We start from the raw sequence: 24,056 nt of genomic DNA, 5'->3' as shown, positions 1-24,056 counted from the left end.
GGGTCAGTACAGCCCCCAAGAAAAGGTGATACTATGAATGAAACTGTTGTCAGGGCGGAAAACTTGGGTAAGATCTATGGTGACTTTCGGGCACTCAAAGGCATTTCTTTTAGCATTAAAGCCGGAGAATGCTTTGGCTTTCTGGGACATAATGGTGCAGGCAAAACAACAACCATGCAGATGATGTATGGCATGTCCACAGTGGAAGAGGGTGAATTATGGCTATTCGGTGAGTCCTTCCGGTTAACGCCACCAGCAATTAAAGCCAGGTTAGGGGTTGTATCCCAGGAAGACAATCTCGATGCTGCTTTGACTGTTATTGAGAATCTTGAAGTGTATGGTCTAATATATGGGTTAACCTGCACTGAGTCGCGGTTGCGGGGCAAAGATTTGCTGGTGTTTATGGGGCTGGAGGATAAGGAAAATAGCAATATTGAAAGCTTATCAGGTGGTCTGAAACGTCGCTTGGTTATTGCCAGAGCACTAATGAACCGTCCGGATCTTGTTATTTTAGATGAACCTACGACCGGCCTTGATCCCCAAGCAAGGCATTTGGTGTGGCAAAAACTACGGAGCCTCAAAGCGGAAGGGGTAACCTTGGTGCTGACGACGCACTATATGGAAGAGGCCGTACAGCTATGTGACAGTTTGGTGGTCATGCATGAGGGCTCTATCCTGGCTGAAGGCAGCCCACAGTATCTAATAGCAACCTATGTCCGGCCTTATGCCATTGAAGTGCATCTGCCACTATCGCAGGTACCGGAAGGGCTGGCTGATAAGGTATCAGCCTGTGGCGGTGAGGTTATCCGGGTGCTTGACAGCTTATTTTTGTATGCTGACGATGGGGAAAGTTTATGGGATAGCCTTGCCGGATGGGGACTACCCAAACATGCTTGTTTGCTGCGAACCTCCAACATGGAAGATGTATTTTTGAAACTTACTGGTATGGGGGAAGAAGCATAATGGCAGCTTTACGAATTTTTTTCCGCCATATGGCGGTATTCCGTAAAATTTGGTTTACCAATATTATGTTTAATTTTATTGAACCATTGCTCTATCTTACCGCTATGGGTTATGGTCTGGGAACCTTTGTGCAGGATATGGAGGGCATGACGTATCTTCAATATATTGCGCCTGGGATGGTGGCTTCTTCATCCATGTTTGCTGCGTCCTTTGAGTGTACCTATGGCAGTTTTATCAGGCTGCATTACCAAAAGACATTTCAGGCTATGCTGGCCGGGCCGGTTACTGTTCGGGATATTGTGGCCGGGGACATTCTGTATGCCACCTTTAAGAGCATGATCTTTGGGCTGGTCATTTTAACGGTTATTAGTATTTTAGGTCAGACTCAGTCCTGGTGGGCACTCCTTATTCCTCTGTTTCTGGTTATTCCCGGTCTGACGTTTTCGCTATTGGCTATTTGCTATACAGGCATAACTGCTAATATTGATAGCTTTAATTACTATATTACCTTGTTTTTGACGCCAGCCTACCTATTTTCGGGTGTTTTTTTCCCGATACATTCAATGCCTGGCTGGGCGCAGGTAGTGGCCTGGCTTAATCCCATCTTCCATAGTGTTGAGGTATGCCGGGCTTTGGCACTGGGAAACACAAACCCCGGCCTGCTGGTGCATACCGGGGTGCTTGCGCTATTAGCGATGGTGCTAATGCCGTTGGCTGTACGATTAATGACCAAAAGGCTGATCGTATAGGCTTATATGTAATACCCCGGTAAACCGGGGTAATTTCACCGGTAGCTAAGGTGATGACGGCGGTTTGGCATTTTGAGCCGGGTAATTTTGGGGAGAGTGTCTGAGACAAAAGTAACTCGTCCACAGGTGCGGCAGTGGGTAGTGCCATACATGGTGTGATCTAAATGGATTTCAGGGCAGCCGGTAATTGTATGCCATAACCAGTATAGTATTGACATTGTCTCAACTCCTTTATTAGATTAATCTTATTGTACTTCACTCTAGGCGGTATGGCAAAGGACGATGTAGTTGGCATGCTAGTGTAGTGGCAGTTAATAGGTACTGACAGGCTGCCATATCGTCTAAGCTCACGAAATGGCCGGCTACGTGCTGGCTTTCAATAATTGGCAAAAATCAGTGGTAACAATGCTTTAAGCGTGTAGTATTAGTAATAGATTTTTAAGAACAAGAGGTGCTGGGTTGACTGTTAATAATGCTTATAAAGCAGGGTTGACTTTGATTGGGGCTGCAACTGGTTTTGCTTTAAGCTATCCGCTGCAGTATAGCTTCTGGGGCGGCTTGATTCACAGCGGTTTTGGGGCTGCTATGGTAGGGGGTTTAGCCGACTGGTATGCGGTAACTGCGCTATTTCGTAAACCGTTATCCATTCCTTACCGGACAGCGATTATCCCTAAAAACAGGGATCGCATCTTTAAGGCCATTGTGATAATGGTTGAGGAAGAGATTGTAACAGCAGCGAATATTAAGGAAACGCTGGAAAAGGCGGGGATAGCCCGGCTGGTGCTTAGCTATGTCAATAAAACTGAGTCCAGACAGCAACTCTACTCTTTAGCAGGTGGTGTGGCCAGGGAAGCCGTCTATGCGATGGATGCTGTCAAGCTATCCCCAGCGCTGGAGTTACTGCTGCAAGAGCATCAGAATAAAATAAGGCTGGCACCGCTGTCCGGACAAGCCCTGGAATGGTCTCTTGCCCAAGGCTTTGCTGATAAAATAATTGAGTTGGCCATTGCTGAAATAAAACATATGGCAGGCGAGCCATACCTAACCGAGTTGATTGCCAGTATATATACTCAGGCATTGAATGCATATGCGTCCAGGAATAATCAGCGTAAGCTGGTTGGTTGGCTAATAGAAAACCTCCTAAATCTTGATCCCATGACCGTAGCGGCCTTAATTCAGGACAAGCTTGTCAGCTTGCTGGAAGAATTGGAGTCTGGGCGGGAACTACCGCTGCGTTTGAGTTTACGGGCCTGGTTGGCTGAATTTGCCAGTGGTTTGCAGCAGGATTCAGTATTGGCAGCAAAGGCTGAGGCTGTGTTACGTCCCTTACTGGTAAAGTTGGCCGAACACGTGGCTGATTTGCCGGCGTCCCAGCCAGAACTTACCGTGGGCTGGGTCACATGGGTGGTAAAACAACTGGCAAAGTTGGCAGACGACGCTGCGGCTGACGAACAAAAAATGGCTTGGGTTGATCGCTATGTGGCTGTTTTACTGGCACGTTGGGTTAGCCAAAATCATGGACAGATCGGGCAAATTGTCAATACTTATCTAGAAAGCTTCAGTAATGATGAGTTGGTGGTGTATATTGAGGATAAAGTGCTTGATGATTTGCAGATGATACGAATCAATGGCTCGGTTGTCGGTGGTCTGGTTGGAATGCTGCTATTTTTTATTAGCTATGTGGTAGGGGTGAAATTATGAAAACGGTGAAACGGCGGGCGAATGCTGTATTGGCCGCTGCCGCAGGCTTATTTGCGCTGGCGTTGACGCTAAAATATAGTTATCCAGGCAGTAGTATGGTAACTGGCTTGTTGACTATTACAGAAGCTAGTCTGGCAGGCGGTGTTGCCGACTGGTTCGCCGTGACAGCACTATTTCGGCGGCCACTTGGTTTTCCTTATCATACAGCGCTGATTCCCCGTAACCGGGAACGGGTTATTAGTGCACTCTCCCGGGCCGTTGAACAGGATTTTCTTAGTAAGCAGGCCATAAAGGCACGGCTTAATCAGGTTAACCTGCTGGATAAAATATTTGCCTATAGCCAGAGCACCGCGATGCGGCCAATAGTTAAGGGAGGCATTGAAAAAGTAATCATTGAACTGGCAGAAACCATTGATCCGACTGCTATCGCCAAACTGGGGGAGCGGGTGTTTAAACTTCTGTTGAAACGCCAGTCGCTGGTGCCTTATGTAACTGCAGGTATCACCTGGACGCTGCAGCAGGGAAAAGACCGCGAAATCTATGGTGTCATTGTGGATAAACTGACGGTATTGGTACGTCAATCTGAAACTAGAGATGCTATTTACCGGTATTTAGAACAAATAATAGAAAAGACCGCTAACACGAATTGGTTGTCAGGATTGATTACCGGGTTCTTGGAGATGACCGACGGAATTAACCTGACAGATGCTGCTGATGTATTGCATCAAGAGCTGATCAAAGCAGTGGATGAACTTGCGGATGAGCAACATCCGGTGTGCCTTTGGTTTCAGGAGGAACTGGGAAAAGTTGTTGTAAGGCTGGAAACACCGGAATGGAAAAGGACGATTGATAATTGGAAAGATGAGTTATTAAACCGCATTGAACTTGCGGAACCACTGAGAGCTTTGGCTGAGGCAGTATTGACAGCCTGTGCGCAGCCGACAGTCTACCGGGGCTATGTAGTAGACTGGCTAACCGCTCAGGCTGCTAGCTATTGGCAGCAGTTTAAAGAAAATGCGGCACTGAAAAACCAGGCTGAGGATTATTTAAAAAGTCTGATCCTGAAGGTTGTCGACCAGGAGCATGCGCTTATTGGCAAAATAGCCAGCCGGGCGTTAAACAAGCTTTCGGACGAGGATCTTAACAAGTTTATTGAAGATAAGGCCGGAGAAGATCTTGACTGGATTCGGATTAACGGGGTCATTATTGGCGGGCTGGTGGGAGTGGGTATGGCGATTTTTAGACTGCTTTAGACTAGAAAGCAGTGAGAAGTCTGGCACAGGCCAGTCTTTTTTCTTTTATGAGTGTTGCAGGAGTTTGCTTTTATTTAAAGAATGTACTAAAATATGGTTTTTGAAGAAATTTATTTATTTTTTGATAAGAAAGGACAAAAATTTACAGAAGAAAAACTCAAAATGATTCTGCGAAGAATTTGGTGGCTTTAGGGGGCGGATTAGATATGAGCATCAGAACGAAAATGGTGTTGATTTTTTCGGTTTTGTCGGCGATTATTCTGTTAATTGCTTCAAGTGCGGGCTACTTTTTTACGAAAGATCGCATTTCCGAGAATATTGAAAAGCAAATGACGGCAACTATAAATGCACATGCTAATAAAGTTGATGGTTGGTTAGTGTCTAAAATGAAAGAGGTTGAAATTACAGCCGGAACTATCCAGGCTGTGGGCAACTATGAAATTACAGCTGCAATGCTGCAGGGGTATAAGAGTGTGGACGGAGAAGTGAATGACGTTTACTTTGGTTCAGTAGATGGCAAACTGGTAAGTGGCGACGGCTGGGTACCACCGGCAGGTTATGACCCGCGTACACGCAGCTGGTATAAGGATGCTATGAGAGAGAAAAAAACGATTTTTACTAATCCTTATACTGATGCTAAAACAAAACAAATGGAGGTATCGGTTGCGCTTCCCTGTCAGTTAGCCTCCGGACAAATTTTAGGCGTAGTAAGCGCAGATATATTACTGCAAAAGATGGATGAAAATATAAGGGGAATTAGTTTAGAGGGGCAAGGGTATGCTTTTTTAGTTGATAAAACAGGGGTTATCTTAGCTCATTCAGATACTGATATGGTGTCAAGTAATCTGTTCGAATCGGAAAAAATGCAGGAAATTTCTAAAGAGGTAAAAGGAATATTGGGGAAAGAACAAGGGATTAGATATTATCGGGAAAACGGCAAAGATATGCTTATGGTATATAAACAAATCCCATCTACGCAATGGACTTTGTGCATCAATGTTGAACAGGCAATTATTTTTCAGTCACTGACATATATGAAATGGCTGTTTATTAGTATAACAGTAGTATCTATTCTTATGGTAATAGCGGTAACCTTTGTTGTAGCCCGCCGTATTACAAGGCCTCTGGATATTTTAACACAGCAAGTGGAATTGCTGGCACAAGGTGATCTTACCGTACACGCAACGGTTTCGGGAAATGATGAGTTTTCGAAGCTGGCCGGCGGTTTTAACAAAATGGTAAATGATTTTCGCGCAATGATAGATGATATTCATAGTTCGACGGCAGCACTGCAAAGCAGTTCAAGCAAATTAGTTGATACTGCGTCGCAGGTGGCGGCAAATACGCAGGAAATGAGTGCTACTGTTAGCATGATAAGTGCAAATGTGGAACAGATTTCTGCCGGTGCGGAGGAAAATGCCAGTTCTGTAGAACAGGTCAATCATAATGTTGAGGCAGTTGACAAGATGGCCGGCGAAGTGTCAACCATCGCGAAAGATGCAGTTAATGCGTCGGAGCGGGTAGCTGAAGAAGTGAAACAGGTTAGTATTCTGATTGAAGATGTTTCGCAAAGCATAAGCAAAGTTGCGGCTTTCGCTCAGGAGGTGGCGGTATCCTGTAAACGATCCATTACTATTACGGAGGAAGCTAAAAAACGCTCTTGTGAAACTAATGATATTATCCGGAAGCTGAATAGTTCATCGAAACAGATCAACAGTATTGTCGGCATTATACGCACAGTAGCGGAACAAACCAATATGCTGGCGCTGAATGCCACTATTGAAGCGGCTGGTGCCGGTGAAGCCGGAAAAGGCTTTGCTGTGGTTGCCAGGGAAGTAAAAGAACTGTCCAAAAGGACAACCGAAGAAGCCGGGTATATTGCGCGGCAAATCGAAGAGATGCAAAGTGATATGAATGAGGCGATAGCCGTAGTAGGGAAAATCACGGAAGTCATTGATGAAACTATGGATATAACGCAGGCGATTGCCTCAGCTGTAAGTGAACAATCGCCGCAAGGTGATTATGTTATTGAGGCTGTAGCTACAGAAATGAGCAAACGGACAACGATAAGTAAAGAAGTGGCTGTTATCGCTACCAAAAGTGCGCATGTTGCGCAAACGGCGATGGAAGCAGCGAAAAATGTTGACGATATGTTCCATACCACCGCTGATATTTATAAGATGGCTGATGATGTGGCCAAAAAAACGGAAGAAATGGCTTTGATGACGAATAACATTTCGTACGCCACTCAGGAAATGGCCAGAGGTAATCAGGATATAGCCCAAAGTATACAAGAAACGGATAAAGCGGTTGCAGATACCGCAATGAAAGCTTCTACGGTGAGTGAGTGTGCTTTTGATGCTGAAAATATGGCCAACCAATTGAAGGCGCTAGTAGATAAATTCAAAGTATAAGAACAATTCTGGTTGTGGCAGGTGATCAGCTTGGAACTAGACAGTAGCCTTTTGGATGAATTCGGCCTTGAAGCAAAGGCCCATATTGCGTCAATTGAGGCAGGTCTTTTGCGTATGGAAGCAGGAGAAAGTGATTACGAGACTATCAACGGGATCTTTCGTGCCGCTCACAGCATTAAAGGTACTGCTAGTTTTTTTGAACTAAACAAGATTGTAGAACTAGCTCACGTCATGGAAGATGTATTTGGAGAATTTCGAGAGCTGCAGATCGAAGTCAGCGCGGACATGGTAGATGTTTTACTTGTGGCTGCTGATGTATTGAAGGGACTAATAAATAACCTGGCAGACAGTGAGAATTATGATACGACTGACACTGTGGCCTCGATTAAAAACATTTTAAATAGTTTACAACAACATCCGGATCAGTCGTCTTCTTGTTCGGAAAAACCTTCGGCCTGGGATTTATGGAACCAGCTTACAAGCAGTGACGAACAAACGGTGGAAGCGCCAGTGTCAACTTTTCAGGCACCAGGCAACTTACTGGAGGTTCAGCCTGTTGATGGTAGCGGGGCAACGGTTGTTGCACAGCAGCCAGGATTGAGTAATCGCAGTGAGAAATTCCATGAATTTATTATCGAAGATAGCGTTCGAGTGAATGTTGGTTTATTGAATGACTTGCTTACTTTAGCAGGAGAAATGGTTCTTAGGCGTAATCAATTGCTCAGAGTGGTTCAGGATCAGGGTAAGCAGGTAGCGCAGTTGGAAGTAGTAGCAAACGATATTGATGAATTGACTACGCAGTTGCAAAAAAAAATTATGAAAACCAGAATGCAGCCGATTGCCAATATTTTTAATAAATTTCCGCGTATTGTCCGCGATTTATCCCGTAAAGTTGGCAAGGAGGTTGATTTGGGCCTGCAGGGAATGAATGTTGAGCTGGATCGTTCTTTTATCGAGGCCCTGGCTGATCCGATAACCCATTTGGTACGTAATGCACTTGATCACGGTATTGAAGCACCGGAAATACGGGAGATGAATAATAAGCCGGTTACAGGTTCTTTAGATTTACGGGCTCACCATGAGAACGGGCGAGTAATTATTGATGTTTGTGATGATGGCGCCGGCATTGATTGCAAAAAAGTAAAGACTAAAGCGGTGCAACGTGGAGTTGTTAGCGAAAAAAAGATTGATGAAATGTGTGAAGCTGAGGTGTTCAATCTTATTATGACGCCAGGCTTCTCTACTGCAGATCAGGTCACAGACCTTTCCGGACGCGGTGTTGGTATGGATGTGGTAAAGACTAATATAGAGAAATTGGGCGGTAAGATTGAAATTTTCTCTGAATTAGGTATAGGCACCACAGTGCGCTTGGTTTTACCGCTAACACTGGCTATTATTTCCGCTTTACTTGTGGTGGCAAAGAAGCAGACTTTCGCTATACCCCAAGCTAATGTACGGGAGTTGCTGCTGATCCAACCTGGTGAAACCGGTGAAAAACGGATCGAAATAGTGAATAAACGGCCAGTGCTGCATTTGCGGGGGCGCCTAATGCCGCTCGTTATACTTGGGGAAATACTTACTGCCAACAGCACGCCTGACCCAGAGAAGAATTATGACTATCTTAGTCAGAATGATGAAATCCTGCGCGTTTTAATAGTTAAATCGGGTAATCTGGTTTATGGTCTGGCAGTCGATGCTGTTTATGATAACGAAGAAATATTGGTAAAACCTCTCTCACTTGCACTTGGCAGTTGCGGTCTTTATTCCGGTATGACAGTTCTTGGCGATGGCAGTATTGCAATGATCCTTGACACGGAAAGCATTAGGCTTCGTGCAGGAATTTTAGTTGCAGAGGATACGGCTTTGCCCATGGATGTCCGGGAGAACAAGACCAGCGACGAAGACAAGCAATATTTATTACTGTTTCAATGTTCAGGCGGTGAAATGCTCGGGATAGATTTGGCAATGGTGTCAAGAGTAGAAGAAGTAGAACTGTCACGGCTGCAAAAAATTGGCGCAAAATATTATGTTACCTTTCAAGGGCAGACAACTAGAGTTATCTGGCCGGAGCACTATTTGCCTATTTCCAAGCGTAAGAATAAACTTGCCAAAGTGTATGTCATCCTGCCGAAGCGGGTAAAATACTCGATTGGGATTATTGCCGAGAACATTCGGGATACTGTTTTTACCAAGATATCATTAGATAAAGATGGGGTTTGCGGTACAGGTATTCTGGGGTCGGCACTGATTAATGATATCATAGTCACGTTAGTAAATATGCATGAACTATTTGTTACCGCAGCTCCTGAATATTATAATCGGCTCTCCGATTGCCAAAGAATTGGTGAAAGATGTCATTCCGATGGAACGATTAAAGCTAGAAAAATTACAGTATTACTTGTAGAAGACATGCCATTTTTTTTGAAAGTTGTTAAAAGCTATCTGGAAAGTGACGGCTATGCGGTGGTTACTGCTGAGAATGGACGTGAAGCTTTAGATAAATTGCTGCAAAGTAAAATAGATGCGGTAGTAAGCGATATCGAAATGCCTATTATGACTGGAATTGAACTGGTGCGTGCCATTCGTGCCGATGAAACCTTGCGGCATTTGCCGGTGATTGCTCTTACTTCTCTAACGGGAGAGTCCAATAAAGAAAAAGGACTAAGGGCAGGATTTGACCAGTATGAATATAAGCTTGACCGGATACGACTGCTTGATAGTTTGCGCGATGTCTTGCAGAACCGAGCGTAAACTAAAAAAAGGTGGAGATAAGATGGCTCGTATACTTATTGTCGATGACTCTTTTGTGGCCAGAATGAGTTTGTCCAACATTATGATAGCACTTGGGCATAATGTCGTTGGTGAAGCTATTGACGGAATCCAGGCTCTCAGGGAGTATACCAAGCTGAACCCGGATATAGTGACCATGGACTTGACAATGGCTGGCAGCGATGGAATTCAGGCTACTGCTGCAATTCTTGCTGAATTTCCAGATGCTCGAATAATTGTAGTCAGTGCACGGCAGGATAATCGGATTATTATCGATGCCTTGGAACAAGGGGCCAGACATTTTATTATAAAACCTGTTTCTCAGGATAAGGTCATGGCTGTGTTGAATAATGTTCTTCAGCAAACATTTGACAAGCAAAAGCAGATAGAACTTATCCGCCGTCTGAAAGAAACTTATGATAACGATGCTAGTTTGCAAGCAGGTAACAAACAACAATCAGCGCGAGTGTTGATTGTGGATGATTCAGCTGTAGCACGTAAGCTTCTACGGGAAATTATAACAGAATTAGGACATATGGTAGTTGGCGAGGCTGCTAATGGTACGCAGGCATTTGTAGAGTATACTAATTTGCACCCGGACCTGGTGACTATGGACTTGACAATGGAGGGTCTGGGTGGAGCCGAAGTTATCTCTAAAATCATTGCTGTTGATCCCGAGGCCAGGATTGTAGTAGTAAGTTCCATGGAGGTGCGCAAGGGAATTATTGACGCACTGGAACGGGGAGCCAGGCATTTTATTGTAAAACCTATTCGTAAAGAGACGGTAGCGACTGTAGTGAACAATGTTTTGCAGCAGGAATTTAATCTGCAAAAACATATAGAATGTGTGCGAAAACTGAAACAGACTGAGGATTCGTTAGCTCTATTAGAAGATGATGCAAAAAAAGTTGTACCTCCTTATGCTATTAGTATTGCGGACAAAAGCTTGCTGCATATATTCATAAACCAAAGTATTACGTTGACTAGTTGTGAGACTTTATTTTTGGAATTGGAAGAGCATCTTAATGATACGCCGCTGCGGGTGTTGCTTGACTTTGGAACCATGACGAGGCTGGATGATCAACTACTGCTAAAGATTAATGAATTGATTGAGGCAATCGAAAACAATTGCGGTATAGTTAAGGGGATTTCTAATGATAAGAAATTCGTTGATAGGATTACTTCTACACAAATAGAAAATAAGGCTAACGCATTAGCAGATATATTGAACTTTTTCGAGCATTGAAATAGGAGGAAATATGTCGCAGATTTTAATTGTCGATGATAGCCTGGTGGAAATTAAAATAATTCGCAGATTTCTTGGCGATGAATATGAAATATTGGAGGCAATTAACGGCCAGCTTGCGCTTGAATTGGCTAAAGAAAAGAAGCCGGATTTGATTCTGATGGATATAATCATGCCTGGAATCGATGGTCTATCTGTTTGCAAGGCACTTAAAGCAGAGCCAGCGACTGCTGATATTCCCGTAATTTTCATTACGTCCATATCGGATTCGCAAAATGTAGTTAAGGGATTTGAGGCCGGAGGACAGGATTACATAACAAAACCTTTTTACTCTCCTGAATTATGTGCAAGGATAAAGGTACATCTGGACCTGAAAAAATCCAAGGAAACTTTGCTGAAATATGCTCAGGAATTAGAAGCCAGGAATGAGAAATTGAATGTGACGCTGGCAAAAATTGAGACTACTGCTATGACAGATTTTTTAACAGGTTTATCAAACCGGTGGTGTATGACCAAACGGGTCAAAGCGGAAGCAGCCCGCCTGGCGCAAAGTAAGGGCAAGACAACGCTTATTTTAGGTGATATTGATAATTTCAAACGAATAAATGATACCTACGGACACGACTGTGGTGATTTGGTGCTCAAAGATGTTGCCAATATAATGAGCTCAGTTTTGCGGGAAGAAGATGCCATAGCGCGCTGGGGTGGCGAAGAATTTTTGCTGATGCTGCCTGATATTGATCTGACAGGGGGCTTGATTGTTGCTGAAAGAATACGGAAAGTTATCGAAACGGCCAATTTTCGTTATGATGAAAAGAATTTGTCGGTGACAATAACGCTGGGTGTGGCAGAGTTAGATCGAAATTTAGGCTTTGATGAAAGTATTAAAAATGCAGATGAAGCTTTATATAAAGGCAAAAGTATGGCTAAGAATTGTGTTGTTCTTTATCAGAAACTTCCGTAAGCTCACCAACTTGATAAAAACAGGCACCAGGCTCAATTGAGCTTGGTGCCTGTTCGCAGTTACAGCCTCAGAGACGCTTCAGCCGCCAGTGGCGAGCGTTCGCATTCGTCATGGTTTAAGGTTACTTGAAAACAGAGGTTGCTGCCTTTCATTTTTTCTGCTGCATAGACCAGGCCGTTGGTGCGGCTGTCGAGGAAGGGATGGTCAATTTGTTCCGGGTCGCCGAGGAGGATAATCTTGGTGCCCAGGCCGGGGCGGGTAATGACTCCTTTGGCTTGACGGGGTGTGGAGTTTTGCATTTCGTCAAGAATAATCCAGTATTTTTGGAGTGAGCGTCCCCTCTGATAAGCCAGGGCTTCGGTTTGCACAATCCGTTTGTCAAACAGCATCTGTACGGTGTCTTCAGCTTGCTCGATTTCTTTGGGATCGGTTATGTTATGACTGGACATAAGGGTAAATAAGTTGTCGCGAATGGCCCGCATGTACGGATCAATTTTGTCCTGCTCAGAGCCGGGGAGGAAGCCAAGGTCCTCATCCATTGGTACATTGGGGCGGCAGATTAATAGGTGATGGTAGGCACGGGGGCGGCAGTCAAGCTGGTTGTATAGTCCGACAGCCAGCGAATAGAAGGTTTTGGCTGTGCCGGCCGGACCTTTAATAATAACAAGTGGCGCTTCTTCCGCGCTCAGCATCAGGCATTCTTGCATGAATACCTGACCGACATTGCGCGGCGAAACGCCAAAAGGATTGCGACTCCGGTACTGTAACTGCACGACTTTTTGTCCGTCAAAACGCCCAAGCGCAGTATGACGGTCATTATCTGTAGAACGGATTAACAAAAATTGATTGGTTGCAAGCTCAATAGGGGTCATTCTATGGCTGGCTTCATCAAAAACCTGGAGCTTGTCAGGGTCTAAAACATTGCCATCGTCTTGATGAAAAGTGTCGATAATTCCGGAAGAGGTATATACTATAGCGCGGCCAGTATACTGTTCTTCGACACTGGCTACTTTTTCGTTACGGAAGTCTTCGGCGTGAATGCCTATAATGGAGGCTTTTACTCGCATGTTGGTGTCACGGCTGACTAAAATGGTGTCCAGATTGTCTTCAGCCAGACCTTTACATACTTGCAAAATGCGGTTGTCATGCTTTCCTTTCTCCCAGTACGGCGGCATTGGGGTATCCAGGTGGTTGGCTTCAATGCGCATTAGTCCACCTTGTTCATTGAGTGTGACACCAGTCATAAGATTGCCCTGGGTTCGGAAATTGTCAATCATCCGGCTGACCAAGCGGCTATTGGTGCCGCGTTCGCTGGTTTCAGATTTGAATCGGTCAAGTTCTTCCAGCACTACCTCGGGAATGATTACCGTGTGTTCGTTAAAAGCAGTCATCGCATAGGGAGAGTGTAACAACACATTGGTGTCTAACACATAGTACTTAATCAAAAAGCAATCCCCCTTCTTATCTAAACATAACTGAGTAAAAAACGGTAAATAGTTAAGTGGTCTGCCTATATATTTAATTGTACGGGCAAAGTTGAGGGAGTATGTTAGCATTTTGTAAAATAGAAGTTAAATTCTAAAACAGGCTTTGCACCACCTAGCGTCTGGAAACATATATTACAAGAAGCTTACTATATTGTATGAGCATAAGACAGGAAATGTAACCTTACAATGGATGGGGTGGCTGAAAAGAATGAGGCATATCGGATTAATTGGCGTTGGCCGAATGGGCAAAGTATTGGCAGGGAAGTTAGCCGGCCATGTGAAACTGAAAATCTTTGACCGTGAGGATAGCCGACTACAGGCGGTAGCGGAGGAACTGGGAGTTTTGCCTGCAGCCAATCTGGAAGAACTAGCTGAATTGGGAACGATTATTCTGGCAGTCCCTGACAGGGAGGTCATCAGTTTGATAAAAGATTTTAACCAACTGCACCAGCCAGTAACTATCATTAATGTTGCTACAAATGTAGCCCAGCATGCGCTGGAATCAGCATCAGCAAAACAGGTCGTCTGTATTGGGGCTAAATTTGTTGCTCAGGCCAGTGAAATGGCATTAGGCGCCGAGCCGGTTATTATCGTAAATGAAAAGCCCGCCGAACTGGCGTTACTGGTACAGGAGATTTTTGCGCCGGTAGGCAAAATTATTATTGGTAATGCGGATATTGTAACCTATATAAATACGCAGGCGGCCGAAAAGGCCTTGACAGCTGCCGTGCTTATTGAAGAAACATTGCGCTGCCAGCCTTATGCCAATGCGGATGTAATAAAAAGCGCAATCCGTCAGGTGGCTGCCGGGATAGTGAAAGCCTACGCTGATGATGACCTGGGTCCGTTTGCCCGCGAGATTGTCAGGGCGATCAGGGCGAAACTGCGAATGTGAAGTAAATAAAGGCAGTGTATTCATTGGGAGATGCCATAAGGCGTCTCCCAATGATACATTTCGGCAGGATAAAAGAATTTTATCACGAATAATTTTTAATGCCGGTTATGACTGGAAAACTTGTCAGGTAACACCTTCGGAGTACCAGAAAACGCACGCACGTCATTAGTTGGAGAATAATAGGGGATAAGCTATGAAAGAAACCTTTCGGGCGTTACAACATCGCAATTATCGATTATTTTATTTTGGCCATGGTATGTCGCTTATTGGTACCTGGATGCAGCGGACGGCAACTGTTTGGTTGGTATATCGTTTGACACAGTCACCAGAGGTATTGGGTACTGTTGATTTTTCCGGCCAAATTGCAGGAGTTGTGCTCATTCCGCTTGCAGGGGTATTTTTAGACCGTTGGAACAGATATCGGGTGATCCTTTGGACGCAGGTATTAAGCATGGTGCAGGCACTAGCATTGGCCGCACTGGTATTTAGCGGTACAATTGCGGTATGGCAGATTGTTGTGCTTAACATGATACTAGGGATGATTAATTCATTTGATATGCCGGCCCGGCAGGCATTTGTTGCTCAGATTGTGGAAGACAAGGCGGATTTGCCTAACGCTATTGCCTTAAATTCTGCGATGTTTAATGGTGCACGGATTATTGGACCTTCAGTGGCAGGACTGGCGATTGCTGTCTTTGGTGAGGGGTTATGTTATTTGTTTAATGGGCTGAGTTATATTGCCATCCTCGGGGCACTATTGGCAATAAAGCTGACAAGGCCGCAGACGCCGGCAGTTGATTCGGAAAATATTCTGGAAGGCTTGAAGGAAGGCTTTGTTTATACCTATAAGCTGCTGCCTATTCGGATGGTGCTTTTACTACTGGTGCTGGTAAGTTTAGTGGGTTTTCCTGTTTTGCCGCTGATGCCGCTATTTGCCGGACAAGTGCTCCACGGTGGCTCAGAGACACTAGGCTGGTTAATGGCGGCCTTCGGCCTGGGTGCGCTTATGGGTACCATTTTTTTAGCTTCCCGCAAAACGATAGTAGGTATTGAAAAAGTCATTACAGCAACTTCAATTGTTTTTGCGGTGGGATTAATCGGATTTTCGCTATCAACAACACTATGGATATCGCTCAGTATTGCTCTTGTTATGGGTTTTGGAATGATTGCCCAGTTGGCCTCAACCAATACGATTGTGCAAACGCTGGTAGATGAGGATAAGCGTGGACGGGTGATGAGTCTATATGTATTGTCTTTTGGTGGTATTGGGCCAATTGGCAGTTTGCTTGCCGGTCATATGGCAGGTCTGATTGGGACTGCGGCTACCTTTATCATTGGCGGTGTGCTGGTACTGCTTGGCGCAGTAATTTTTGCCTGGCACTTAACGGCCTGGAGGTCTGAAGCACAGGCTGTATTGGCCCAAAAAGGTGTTTTATAACTGCGTGATGCACTGCCGTATATTCATGGCTGAAAGTAATGTACGGTTGAGAAGTTTAGGGGCGCTAAAAGATAAAAAAGACAGTAGATGGTGCAGCTCAGATTGATGCACCATCTACTGTCTTTTTTATATATTTATAGATAAGATATTGACAGTTGAGAATAATCAGAATATAATCATATACAAGAACAAACAATCATAAATGAGCAAAAAGGATTAGCGTGGAAAAAATGGGGATGTAAACATGTTATATGAGGAAGAACGCAAGTTGAAGATTGTTGAATATCTACAGGAGTATTCAAGGGCTTCTGTACAACAGCTCAGCAAAATATTCCAGGTATCGGAATCAACAATTCGCAGGGATTTGCAGGAATTAGAGGATGCAAAACTCTTAAAAAGAACCCATGGTGGTGCTGTGTGTCTGGAGACTGTCAATTTTGAACCAACTTTTATAGAAAAAGAAGATCAATTCCAAAAGGAAAAAGAGAGTATTGCCAGAAAGGCCGCAGAGTTTATTCAGGATGGAGATACCTTAGTAATTGATTCAGGAACTACAACTGCCTATTTAGCTAAAGAGCTGAAAAGGTTCGCTAACTTAAAGGTTGTAACTAACTCGCTTATATTAGCTCAGGAGCTACAGGGAGTGGAAGGGATAGAGGTTATTATTACTGGTGGAACGTTGCGGCAAAATACATTGGCGATGGTCGGCCCGATTACGGAGCGTTCTCTTAGTATGCTGCAGGTGGAGAAGGCGTTCATGGCAACAAACGGACTGGATCTGCATAAGGGGCTAACAACTCCGAATATTGTGGAAGCAGCTACAAAAACTAAGATGATTGATATAGCCAAACAAGTTTTCTTATTAGCAGATTATACAAAGATCGGGAAGGTAGCCTTTGCTAAATTTGCGGAGGTATCAAGAATTGATACCTGTATAGTTGATGATAAAGTAACACAGGCTGTAGTTGATAAAATGGAGAAATTAGGTGTTCAGGTTTGCATAGTAACCCCATAGGAGGCGATTAGTTTGAAACCATATGTAGTTACGGTTACCTTAAATCCTGCAATTGATAAAACAGTAATTGTTGATAAGCTGCAAGTTGGCGGATTGAATCGCGTACAAAGTGTACGAATGGACCCGGGGGGCAAGGGAATTAATGTCGCCAGAGTGTTACAGCAATTTGGTATAAATGTTACTGCCGCAGGATTGATTGCTGGTGCTCAAGGGCAAACCCTGCTGCAATATCTGGCTTTAGAAGGAATCACTGCTAACTTTTTGACAATATCCGGTGAAACGCGAACAAATTTGAAAGTGGTTGATGCCAGTTCCAATATTACAACTGAAATCAATGAGGCTGGTTTTGCGGTAGGGGAAAAAGAAATAAATACTTTTAAGATTCAGCTTGCAAAACTCCTGGAAGGTGCTTCTTATCTAGTTTTGAGCGGGAGTTTGCCGCCTCACGTCGAGTATGGTATTTATCGCGAATTGACGGCAATCGCTAAGAGTAAAAATGTGAAAACCATCTTGGATGCAGATGATGAGGCTCTTTTCGCCGGGATACAGGCAGCACCTTTTGCAATTAAGCCTAATATTCACGAGTTGGGAAAATTAGCAGGTCGCGAAATGGCAGATGATCAGGACATTATTCGTGCAGCCCGAAAGATTATGGAAAAGGGTATTGAGCTTATCATTGTTTCCATGGGTGCGCAAGGCGCCATTATCCTGGACAGGGAGGAAACCTATCGAGTAAGGACTGGTTCTATAGTACCCCAAAGTACAGTAGGGGCAGGGGATTCAATGGTTGCAGTGCTGGCCTATTCGCTGCTAAATCAGCACTCTTTGGCGGAAACAGCGCAGTGGGTTACTGCCGCAGGGACGATAACAGCTTCCAAACCGGGTACACAGGTATGTTCACTGGTAGAAGTCCAACAATTTTTGAATAAAGTACAAGTCGAAAGAATGTAACGTCAACAAATTCTAAAATGAAGGGGAGGGTTTGATGTGAAAAAGATTCTAGCGGTTACAGCTTGTCCGACAGGTATAGCTCATACCTATATGGCTGCTGAGGCTCTGCTGCAGGCGGCGAAGGAAAAAGACGTTGAGATCAAGATTGAAACCCGTGGTGCAGTAGGAATTGAAAATGAATTAACGTCAGAGGACATTTCCGCAGCTCATGCTATTATTGTTGCCGCGGCTACAGATGTAGAAGAATCTCGTTTTGCCGGTAAGCCGGTTGTAAAGGTTGCCATTGGGGAAGCAATTAAAGATCCCAAGAGTGTGATTGACCAAGCGTTAGCCAGGAAGCCTTCTGAACAGAATTTTGTTGACCAGGAGGCACAAAGCAAAGAAACAAAAAAAACGCAAATGACAGGACCGTACAAACATCTGATGACAGGTGTGTCGTATATGTTGCCGCTCGTTGTAGCCGGTGGTTTGCTGATTGCGCTTTCGTTCCTATTTGGCATTGAAGCTTTTAAACAACAGGGAACGTTGGCGGCGGCACTGATGGATATCGGTGGCGGTGCGGCGTTTGCTCTGATGGTTCCGATACTTGCAGGTTTTATTGCATTTTCGATTGCGGAAAAGCCTGGTCTTGCTCCAGGGCTTATTGGCGGGATGCTGGCAACTAAGGTTGGAGCAGGTTTTCTGGGCGGGATTATTGCCGGATTTCTGGCAGGTTATGTTGCAAAATGGATGAAAGAGAACATTAATTTGCCAAAAAACTTTGCCGGCCTGGTACCAATATTGATTATTCCCTTCTTTGGCAGTGCGATTGTTGGTTTGCTGATGATTTATGTGATTGGTAGTCCAATGAAAGCTGTTATGGACGGACTTAGCGGTTGGCTTACCAATCTTGGCACAGGGAATGCAAGTTTGCTGGGCTTGCTTTTGGGGGCAATGATGGCCTTTGATATGGGTGGGCCGGTAAATAAAGCGGCGTACACCTTTGCGATTGGGCTGCTTGGAAGCGGTCTGTATGGACCTATTGCCGCTGTTATGGCTGCAGGGATGACTCCTCCCCTTGGTTTGTGGCTGGCTACTGTTCTTGCGCCAAAGAAATTTTCCGTTGAAGAGAGAGAAGCTGGCAAGGCGGCGGGAGTGCTGGGTATTTCCTTTATTACCGAAGGGGCTATTCCGTTTGCGGCAGCCGATCCTTTCCGTATTATTCCTTCCATTATGGCTGGCTCTGCAGTTGCCGGTGCGTTGTCGATGGCATTGGGGGCTACGTTAAGAGCGCCGCACGGCGGAATTTTTGTACTCCTGATTCCCAATGCGGTGGGTAATTTGGCCATGTATGTGCTTTCTATTCTTGCTGGAACCGTAGTGACAGCATTATTAATCAGTATAGTAAAGAAGAATAAAACGTCTGTATAAAGGTGAATAAATAGAACGACGCAAGAAGTGTTTTTAAAATAACAGGAGGTGCAATGCTGTGGAAATAGTAAATATTATTAAAGAAGAAACTGTTTTTCTGGAATTAAATGCATCAAGCCGGGACGAATGTTTACAGGTAATGATTGATGGCATGGAAAAGGCTGGATTTGTGAACGATAAGGCGGTCTATTTGGCTGCGGTGAATGAGCGGGAACAAAAAGGGTCAACAGGTATCGGCTTTGGTGTGGCAATTCCTCACGGCAAATCCAGCGGTGTAGCTGCTGCTGGTTTGGCATTCGCTAGACTGGCTAACCCGGTTGAGTGGAATTCTTTGGATGGAAAGCCAGTGCAAATTATATTTCTTATCGGTGTACCTGACAAAGATGCCGGGAACGAGCATATGAAAATTTTAATTGCTTTATCCAGGAAATTAATCCATGAGGATTTTCGGAAAAAGCTATTGGCGGTTAATTCATCGGTAGAACTTTATGCAGTTCTGCAATCTATTTAGGAGGTGCAGTATGATCGTTGTGGAAGGCGTATTGCAAAATAAGACCGGTTTTCATATTCGCCCGGCGCAGTTGTTTATGGAAAAAGCAAATGAATTTAAGGCTAATATTATGGTTAGAAATGAAGAAGGCCTGGAAGCTGATGGTAAAAGTATTTTAGGATTAATGACCATGGGCTTTGAATATGGATCTAAAATTGTAATTGAGGCCAGCGGGGATGACGAGGAGCTAGCAGTAAAAGCACTCCTGGAGTTGGTCAACAATAAATTTGGCGAGGAATAACTTTTGAAAGGTGAAAAGCAATGGCTGAAATCAGATTATCTGGTATAGGGGTTTCGGAGGGAATTCGGATTGGGAAAGTAATTCGCTATGCTCATAGTGTTCATGATCAGCAATTTAATGATATATCAGAAGCTGACGTTGTCCAAGAAATAAAACGGCTTGCAGAGGCCAAAGAAAAATGCATTCAGGAAATTGAACAACTTATTGAGCATGCACAGCAGACAGTTGGTGCTGAAAAAGCAGGTGTTATTCAGGCGCAGAAAAGCTTTTTGCAAGATCCCACATTTTGCCCTGAAATGGAAAAGCTAATAAGTAAAAAACTATTTTCAGCCGAAAAAGCAGTTGATCAAGTTGTAAAAAAAGTTATGTCAATATTTGAAAATATGCCGGATGAATATATGCGGGAACGGGCTGCTGATGTAAGAGACGTCGGTAACCGGCTGTTGGCAGCTTTGACTGGAGTAAAAGGATTAGATTTGGGAGATATTCGTGAGGAAGTTATCCTGATTGCGGATGATCTAGCGCCTACCGATACCGTACTGCTTAATAAAAAATATATCCAGGCTTTTGTTACGCAAAAGGGCGGTAAAACGTCACACACCGCCATCTTTTCCAAAACTTTGGGTATTCCTGCTGTTATTGGAATTAGTGTGGGACTTGAGCAAATTCAAGCTGGTGAAACCGTTATCGTTGATGGCACGGCTGGCCTGTGTATTGTTAATCCTGAGGAAGAAACGATTCGTATCTATTTAGAGAGAATGGCTAAAGAAGCTAAAGACGAAAGTGCTTTAGCGGCTTATGCATCCCAAAAGGCTATTACCAAGGACGGATATCAAGTTGAGGTTGGGGCGAATATTGGTACGGCAGCAGATGCTCTATATGCTCTGGAACAAGGAGCCGAAGGCATAGGTTTGCTAAGAACGGAGCTTGTATATATGTCAGAAGCCAGTTTGCCGGACGAAGAAAGGCAATTTACACTGTACCGGGATATTGTCCGGGTTATGGGGAATAAGCCGGTAATCATTCGCACGTTAGACATTGGTGGTGACAAAGAACTTTCTTATTTGAAGATACCTAAAGAAATGAATCCGTTTTTAGGGTATAGAGCTATACGGCTTTGCCTTGATCAGAAGCCGCTATTCGTAACGCAATTACGGGCGATTTTGCGCGCGAGTGCCTATGGTAAGGTAAAAATAATGTTTCCGATGATATCTAGCCTTGAGGAATGGAGAATTGCCAAAGGCATAGTGGAAGAAGTCAAAGAGCAGCTTAGAGCGGAAAGCAGTTCTTTTGATGAGGAAATCGAAGTGGGTATCATGGTGGAAGTGCCTTCGGTGGCTATCCTGGCAAAGCAATTTGCCAAAGAGGTTGATTTTTTTAGTATCGGTACGAATGATCTTGTTCAATATACGTTGGCGGTTGACCGGATGAATGAGAAAATTGACTACTTATACGACCATTTTAATCCAGCCATTATCAGTCTTCTCCAGAATATTGTGAATGCCGCTCATGCTGAAGGAAAATTCGTCGGGATGTGCGGCGGTATGGCTGGAGATCCTAAGGCCGTTCCACTGCTATTGGCATTGGGTTTGGATGAATTTAGTATGTCGGCGACCGCGATTAGGAAAGTAAAACACACAATAAACCAGCTGGAATTGGAGAAATGCCAAAGTTTGCTGGAAGATGTTTTGCAAATGAATACTGCCCACGACATTCGGTTAAAGCTGGAATCTTTCTACAATGAAAACGGAATTTGATTCAACTCTAATTGGCTATTACCGGTAATATAATCCTGCAATACCTTACATAAGGGGTTGCGGGATTTTTCTTTTAGTAGCAGTATGAAGAATGTTTGCATATTATGTAACAAAGAAGCGTGAAAGGAGGGGCTTGCGTGGCGAATAAAAAACGCCCTTATTGGGAAGAACCGGAGATTGAAGATTGGGATGATGACGAAGAAGACTGGGAAGATGAAGAGAATGCCAGAGGAGACAGGCAACTACTGCCTTTTATTGCAGGTTTGGGGTTAGGAATAGGGTTTGGCTGTTATCCCCGGCGATATTGCTATCCGCGGCGATATTGCTATCCTCGCCGGTACTGTTATCCACGTCAGTACTGTTATCCGCGGCAGGGATGTTACCCACGTCTCTGTTTCCCACTTTAATAGTTTAATAGAGATGTACTATTTGGCTTCCTAATTTGGAAGCCTTTTTTATTTAATGCAATATATTCACGGCAGGAACCGGCGCGGCATACATAACGCTTACGGTAAAGGGGGATTAGTTGTATCGCTGATAGATTGGGCTTTATATAAAACAGAGTTAATTCCAAACCGGCGGAGGTGATAATGCAAATTTTGCCTGGTAATACCTAGTTGAATAGCGCACTGGCTGACATTGCCATTATTTAGTATTAGTGCACTCTCAATGGTTTGTTTCTCATATTGATGTACAAGTTCAGGCAGTGATTTGTTAGCTGTTGCTTTAATATTACTTAAGCCGGTGATTTCTTGATCACTCATAAGTCTTTTCTTTAAAATCCTAGGTAGATGTTCATTAGATAATATTGCTTCTGTGCTTTCAGCCATACTCATAGCGCTTTCAATTACATGCTCTAACTCGCGAACATTTCCCGGCCAACGATAAGAGAAGAATAGTTGCAGCAAATCTTGTGCTACGAGTTTTATATTCATGGCAAGTTGATCATTGAACCGGGATACAAACTCTTTTGCGAGCATAGGTATGTCCTCCGCTCGCTCGCGTAACGGAGGAATATCTAGAATAACGGGTGTCAAACGGTATAAAAGATCTTCACGAAAAGAGCCGTTGCGGGCCATAATAAATAAATCCTGGTTGGTTGCGCTGATTATCCGGCACGAAATTTTGCGTTCCTTATTATCGCCCAGACGTCGAACTGTTTTATCCTGCAGTAATCTTAATAACTTTGCTTGTAAAGAAATAGACAACGAGTTTATCTCATCCAAAAATAAAGTTCCATTCTCGGCCTGCTCAAAAAACCCAGGGGTATCTAAGGCTCCAGAGAATGCGCCTTTAATTGTTCCCATCATAAGACTTTCCATTAGAGTTTCTGGTATCGCCGCACAGTTTACAGCAATAAATGGGCGAGAGTTGTATGCACTTGCATTATGTATGCCTTGTGCAAACAACTCTTTACCTGTGCCTGTTTCGCCTAAAAGCATAACAGTAGATTGGTTTTGCGCTACCTTGCGGGCTTGTTTTAGGGTTTTTTGGATTTCGGCGCTGTTACCGATAATATCTTCAAATGTATAAAGGGTACCATTGGTGATTCTGTTAGACTTTTTATTGTTAAATGAATTTAATACCATGGTAAGCAATTCGTTTATTGATGGCTTATCTCTACCGATTGAGATAACGGCAGACAAATCTCCATTATGAAAGAATGGGTATGAATTATAGACAATATCGACTTTTTTGCCGGTGACCGTTGTATAGGTCAGGTACTGATCTAGCAAGGGTTCGGGATTCTTTGTTACAGCATAGCGTTGGAAGTTTTCAGGCTCCAAGTAATATACGTCAACATCTTTTTTTCCCACCACGTGGTTATGGGTTGTCCCATCCATTTTTTTATGAGCTTTATTGCAGATAAGAATAGTTCCATCAACGCTCACCGCATAGACTCCATCTGATACCACATCAATAATGGAATGCAATAAACGGTTTTCAATTTCTAAATCTTCATAAGTTTTTTTTGCCATTAAATACAGCCCCTTACCACTAATTCATGACGTTTATAAAAAATATGACAGTATTATCATCACCTGAAAGAATATCTTTCAGTGGTATTATAACGCTTCTTATATTAGTTAACAAGCCTTATTTCTATTGAATATTCAGTAAATAATGGTGCCGTATATATGGCTTTTTTCTTGCTATTCAAGTGAAAGGAACTTTGTCAGTAGTGAATTGAGTCAGCGTTACTCTGGTTAAATTGATTGAATTTGCTATATAAGTGTCCGAGGTTAACTAGTA

At 43.8% G+C, this 24,056-nt stretch carries 20 protein-coding genes; 17 read left to right on the top strand and 3 right to left on the bottom strand.

The features are described 5' to 3' along the window. The first annotated feature begins 33 nt into the window (after positions 1 to 33). A complete protein-coding gene (locus tag AC1ECB_RS21320; RefSeq protein WP_485665670.1) occupies positions 34 to 963 on the top strand; it encodes an ABC transporter ATP-binding protein in 930 nt (309 codons plus the stop codon). After that, the gene (locus tag AC1ECB_RS21315) at positions 963 to 1,712 is read left to right on the top strand and encodes an ABC transporter permease (RefSeq protein WP_485665669.1); all 750 of its coding nucleotides are present in this window, start codon (positions 963 to 965) and stop codon (positions 1,710 to 1,712) included. The genes AC1ECB_RS21320 and AC1ECB_RS21315 overlap by 1 nt, the downstream gene beginning before the upstream one ends. Positions 1,713 to 1,747: 35 nt before the next feature. Here AC1ECB_RS21315 and AC1ECB_RS21310 read toward each other — a convergent pair whose 3' ends face one another. Continuing rightward, a complete protein-coding gene (locus AC1ECB_RS21310) occupies positions 1,748 to 1,930 on the bottom strand; it encodes a hypothetical protein (protein WP_485665668.1) in 183 nt (60 codons plus the stop codon). A gap of 241 nt (positions 1,931 to 2,171) precedes the next feature. Here AC1ECB_RS21310 and AC1ECB_RS21305 point away from each other — a divergent pair, with 241 nt between their 5' ends. The 6 genes from AC1ECB_RS21305 (at position 2,172) to AC1ECB_RS21280 (ending at position 12,059) form a co-directional block, all read left to right on the top strand. Then, the gene (locus AC1ECB_RS21305) at positions 2,172 to 3,413 is read left to right on the top strand and encodes a DUF445 domain-containing protein (protein WP_485665667.1); all 1,242 of its coding nucleotides are present in this window, start codon (positions 2,172 to 2,174) and stop codon (positions 3,411 to 3,413) included. Continuing rightward, positions 3,410 to 4,666, top strand: coding sequence for a DUF445 domain-containing protein (locus AC1ECB_RS21300; protein ID WP_485665666.1), 1,257 nt, complete (start codon positions 3,410 to 3,412; stop codon positions 4,664 to 4,666). Before AC1ECB_RS21305 ends, AC1ECB_RS21300 begins: the two co-directional genes overlap by 4 nt. Before the next feature lie 206 nt (positions 4,667 to 4,872). After that, entirely contained in the window at positions 4,873 to 7,080 is a 2,208-nt protein-coding gene (locus AC1ECB_RS21295) for a methyl-accepting chemotaxis protein (protein ID WP_485665665.1), read from the top strand. Positions 7,081 to 7,110: 30 nt separating this feature from the next. Next, entirely contained in the window at positions 7,111 to 9,831 is a 2,721-nt protein-coding gene (locus AC1ECB_RS21290) for a hybrid sensor histidine kinase/response regulator (RefSeq protein WP_485665664.1), read from the top strand. A 22-nt stretch (positions 9,832 to 9,853) separates the two neighbouring features. Further along, the gene (locus tag AC1ECB_RS21285) at positions 9,854 to 11,095 is read left to right on the top strand and encodes a response regulator (RefSeq protein WP_485665663.1); all 1,242 of its coding nucleotides are present in this window, start codon (positions 9,854 to 9,856) and stop codon (positions 11,093 to 11,095) included. Between the two features lie 13 nt (positions 11,096 to 11,108). Further along, the gene (locus AC1ECB_RS21280; protein ID WP_485665662.1) at positions 11,109 to 12,059 is read left to right on the top strand and encodes a diguanylate cyclase; all 951 of its coding nucleotides are present in this window, start codon (positions 11,109 to 11,111) and stop codon (positions 12,057 to 12,059) included. A gap of 59 nt (positions 12,060 to 12,118) precedes the next feature. On the opposite strand, the gene AC1ECB_RS21275 is transcribed toward AC1ECB_RS21280, so the two are convergent. Then, positions 12,119 to 13,504, bottom strand: coding sequence for a PhoH family protein (locus tag AC1ECB_RS21275; RefSeq protein ID WP_485665661.1), 1,386 nt, complete (start codon positions 13,502 to 13,504; stop codon positions 12,119 to 12,121). Positions 13,505 to 13,754: 250 nt separating this feature from the next. Between AC1ECB_RS21275 and AC1ECB_RS21270 the strand changes: the two genes are divergently transcribed. The 9 genes from AC1ECB_RS21270 to AC1ECB_RS21230 all read left to right on the top strand — a co-directional run bounded on the left by AC1ECB_RS21270 (position 13,755) and on the right by AC1ECB_RS21230 (position 22,210). Then, positions 13,755 to 14,441 (top strand): NAD(P)-binding domain-containing protein, encoded by a 687-nt coding sequence (locus tag AC1ECB_RS21270; RefSeq protein WP_485665660.1) that lies wholly within the window; start codon positions 13,755 to 13,757, stop codon positions 14,439 to 14,441. A 193-nt stretch (positions 14,442 to 14,634) separates the two neighbouring features. Then, positions 14,635 to 15,879: an MFS transporter gene (locus AC1ECB_RS21265; protein WP_485665659.1), complete on the top strand. Its 1,245-nt coding sequence runs from the start codon at positions 14,635 to 14,637 to the stop codon at positions 15,877 to 15,879. 244 nt (positions 15,880 to 16,123) lie between these two features. Next, positions 16,124 to 16,894 carry a DeoR/GlpR family DNA-binding transcription regulator gene (locus AC1ECB_RS21260; protein WP_485665658.1) on the top strand — a complete coding sequence of 257 codons (771 nt, stop codon included), beginning with the start codon at positions 16,124 to 16,126 and terminating at the stop codon, positions 16,892 to 16,894. A 12-nt stretch (positions 16,895 to 16,906) separates the two neighbouring features. Then, the gene (pfkB, locus tag AC1ECB_RS21255; protein ID WP_485665657.1) at positions 16,907 to 17,845 is read left to right on the top strand and encodes a 1-phosphofructokinase; all 939 of its coding nucleotides are present in this window, start codon (positions 16,907 to 16,909) and stop codon (positions 17,843 to 17,845) included. 36 nt (positions 17,846 to 17,881) lie between these two features. After that, positions 17,882 to 19,255, top strand: coding sequence for a PTS fructose transporter subunit IIC (locus AC1ECB_RS21250; RefSeq protein ID WP_485665656.1), 1,374 nt, complete (start codon positions 17,882 to 17,884; stop codon positions 19,253 to 19,255). A 58-nt stretch (positions 19,256 to 19,313) separates the two neighbouring features. Continuing rightward, positions 19,314 to 19,766, top strand: a complete 453-nt coding sequence (locus AC1ECB_RS21245) for a PTS sugar transporter subunit IIA (protein ID WP_485665655.1) — start codon at positions 19,314 to 19,316, stop codon at positions 19,764 to 19,766. A gap of 10 nt (positions 19,767 to 19,776) precedes the next feature. Next, a complete protein-coding gene (locus AC1ECB_RS21240) occupies positions 19,777 to 20,046 on the top strand; it encodes an HPr family phosphocarrier protein (RefSeq protein WP_485665654.1) in 270 nt (89 codons plus the stop codon). A gap of 20 nt (positions 20,047 to 20,066) precedes the next feature. Further along, on the top strand, positions 20,067 to 21,803 hold the full coding sequence (ptsP, locus tag AC1ECB_RS21235; RefSeq protein ID WP_485665653.1) for a phosphoenolpyruvate--protein phosphotransferase: 1,737 nt from the start codon (positions 20,067 to 20,069) through the stop codon (positions 21,801 to 21,803). 137 nt (positions 21,804 to 21,940) lie between these two features. Further along, on the top strand, positions 21,941 to 22,210 hold the full coding sequence (locus tag AC1ECB_RS21230; protein ID WP_485665652.1) for a hypothetical protein: 270 nt from the start codon (positions 21,941 to 21,943) through the stop codon (positions 22,208 to 22,210). 99 nt (positions 22,211 to 22,309) lie between these two features. Here the strand turns inward: AC1ECB_RS21230 and AC1ECB_RS21225 are convergent, their stop codons facing one another. Further along, positions 22,310 to 23,782, bottom strand: a complete 1,473-nt coding sequence (locus AC1ECB_RS21225; RefSeq protein ID WP_485665651.1) for a sigma-54 interaction domain-containing protein — start codon at positions 23,780 to 23,782, stop codon at positions 22,310 to 22,312. Positions 23,783 to 24,056 lie beyond the last annotated feature (274 nt).

The organism is Sporomusa sp. 246TCP1 (genome assembly GCF_057319775.1).
This window is presented reverse-complemented; position numbering and strand designations above follow the sequence as displayed.

Excerpts from the sequence above, each read along its gene's own strand:
- AC1ECB_RS21270 (WP_485665660.1), top strand. The coding sequence starts at position 13,755 with ATGAGGCATATCGGATTAATTGGCGTTGGCCGAATGGGCAAAGTATTG.
- AC1ECB_RS21315 (WP_485665669.1), top strand. The coding sequence starts at position 963 with ATGGCAGCTTTACGAATTTTTTTCCGCCATATGGCGGTATTCCGTAAA.
- AC1ECB_RS21285 (WP_485665663.1), top strand. The coding sequence starts at position 9,854 with ATGGCTCGTATACTTATTGTCGATGACTCTTTTGTGGCCAGAATGAGT.
- AC1ECB_RS21310 (WP_485665668.1), bottom strand. The coding sequence starts at position 1,930 with ATGTCAATACTATACTGGTTATGGCATACAATTACCGGCTGCCCTGAA.
- AC1ECB_RS21240 (WP_485665654.1), top strand. The coding sequence starts at position 19,777 with ATGATCGTTGTGGAAGGCGTATTGCAAAATAAGACCGGTTTTCATATT.
- ptsP (WP_485665653.1), top strand. The coding sequence starts at position 20,067 with ATGGCTGAAATCAGATTATCTGGTATAGGGGTTTCGGAGGGAATTCGG.
- AC1ECB_RS21280 (WP_485665662.1), top strand. The coding sequence starts at position 11,109 with ATGTCGCAGATTTTAATTGTCGATGATAGCCTGGTGGAAATTAAAATA.
- AC1ECB_RS21320 (WP_485665670.1), top strand. The coding sequence starts at position 34 with ATGAATGAAACTGTTGTCAGGGCGGAAAACTTGGGTAAGATCTATGGT.
- AC1ECB_RS21260 (WP_485665658.1), top strand. The coding sequence starts at position 16,124 with ATGTTATATGAGGAAGAACGCAAGTTGAAGATTGTTGAATATCTACAG.
- AC1ECB_RS21300 (WP_485665666.1), top strand. The coding sequence starts at position 3,410 with ATGAAAACGGTGAAACGGCGGGCGAATGCTGTATTGGCCGCTGCCGCA.
- AC1ECB_RS21265 (WP_485665659.1), top strand. The coding sequence starts at position 14,635 with ATGAAAGAAACCTTTCGGGCGTTACAACATCGCAATTATCGATTATTT.
- AC1ECB_RS21295 (WP_485665665.1), top strand. The coding sequence starts at position 4,873 with ATGAGCATCAGAACGAAAATGGTGTTGATTTTTTCGGTTTTGTCGGCG.
- AC1ECB_RS21225 (WP_485665651.1), bottom strand. The coding sequence starts at position 23,782 with ATGGCAAAAAAAACTTATGAAGATTTAGAAATTGAAAACCGTTTATTG.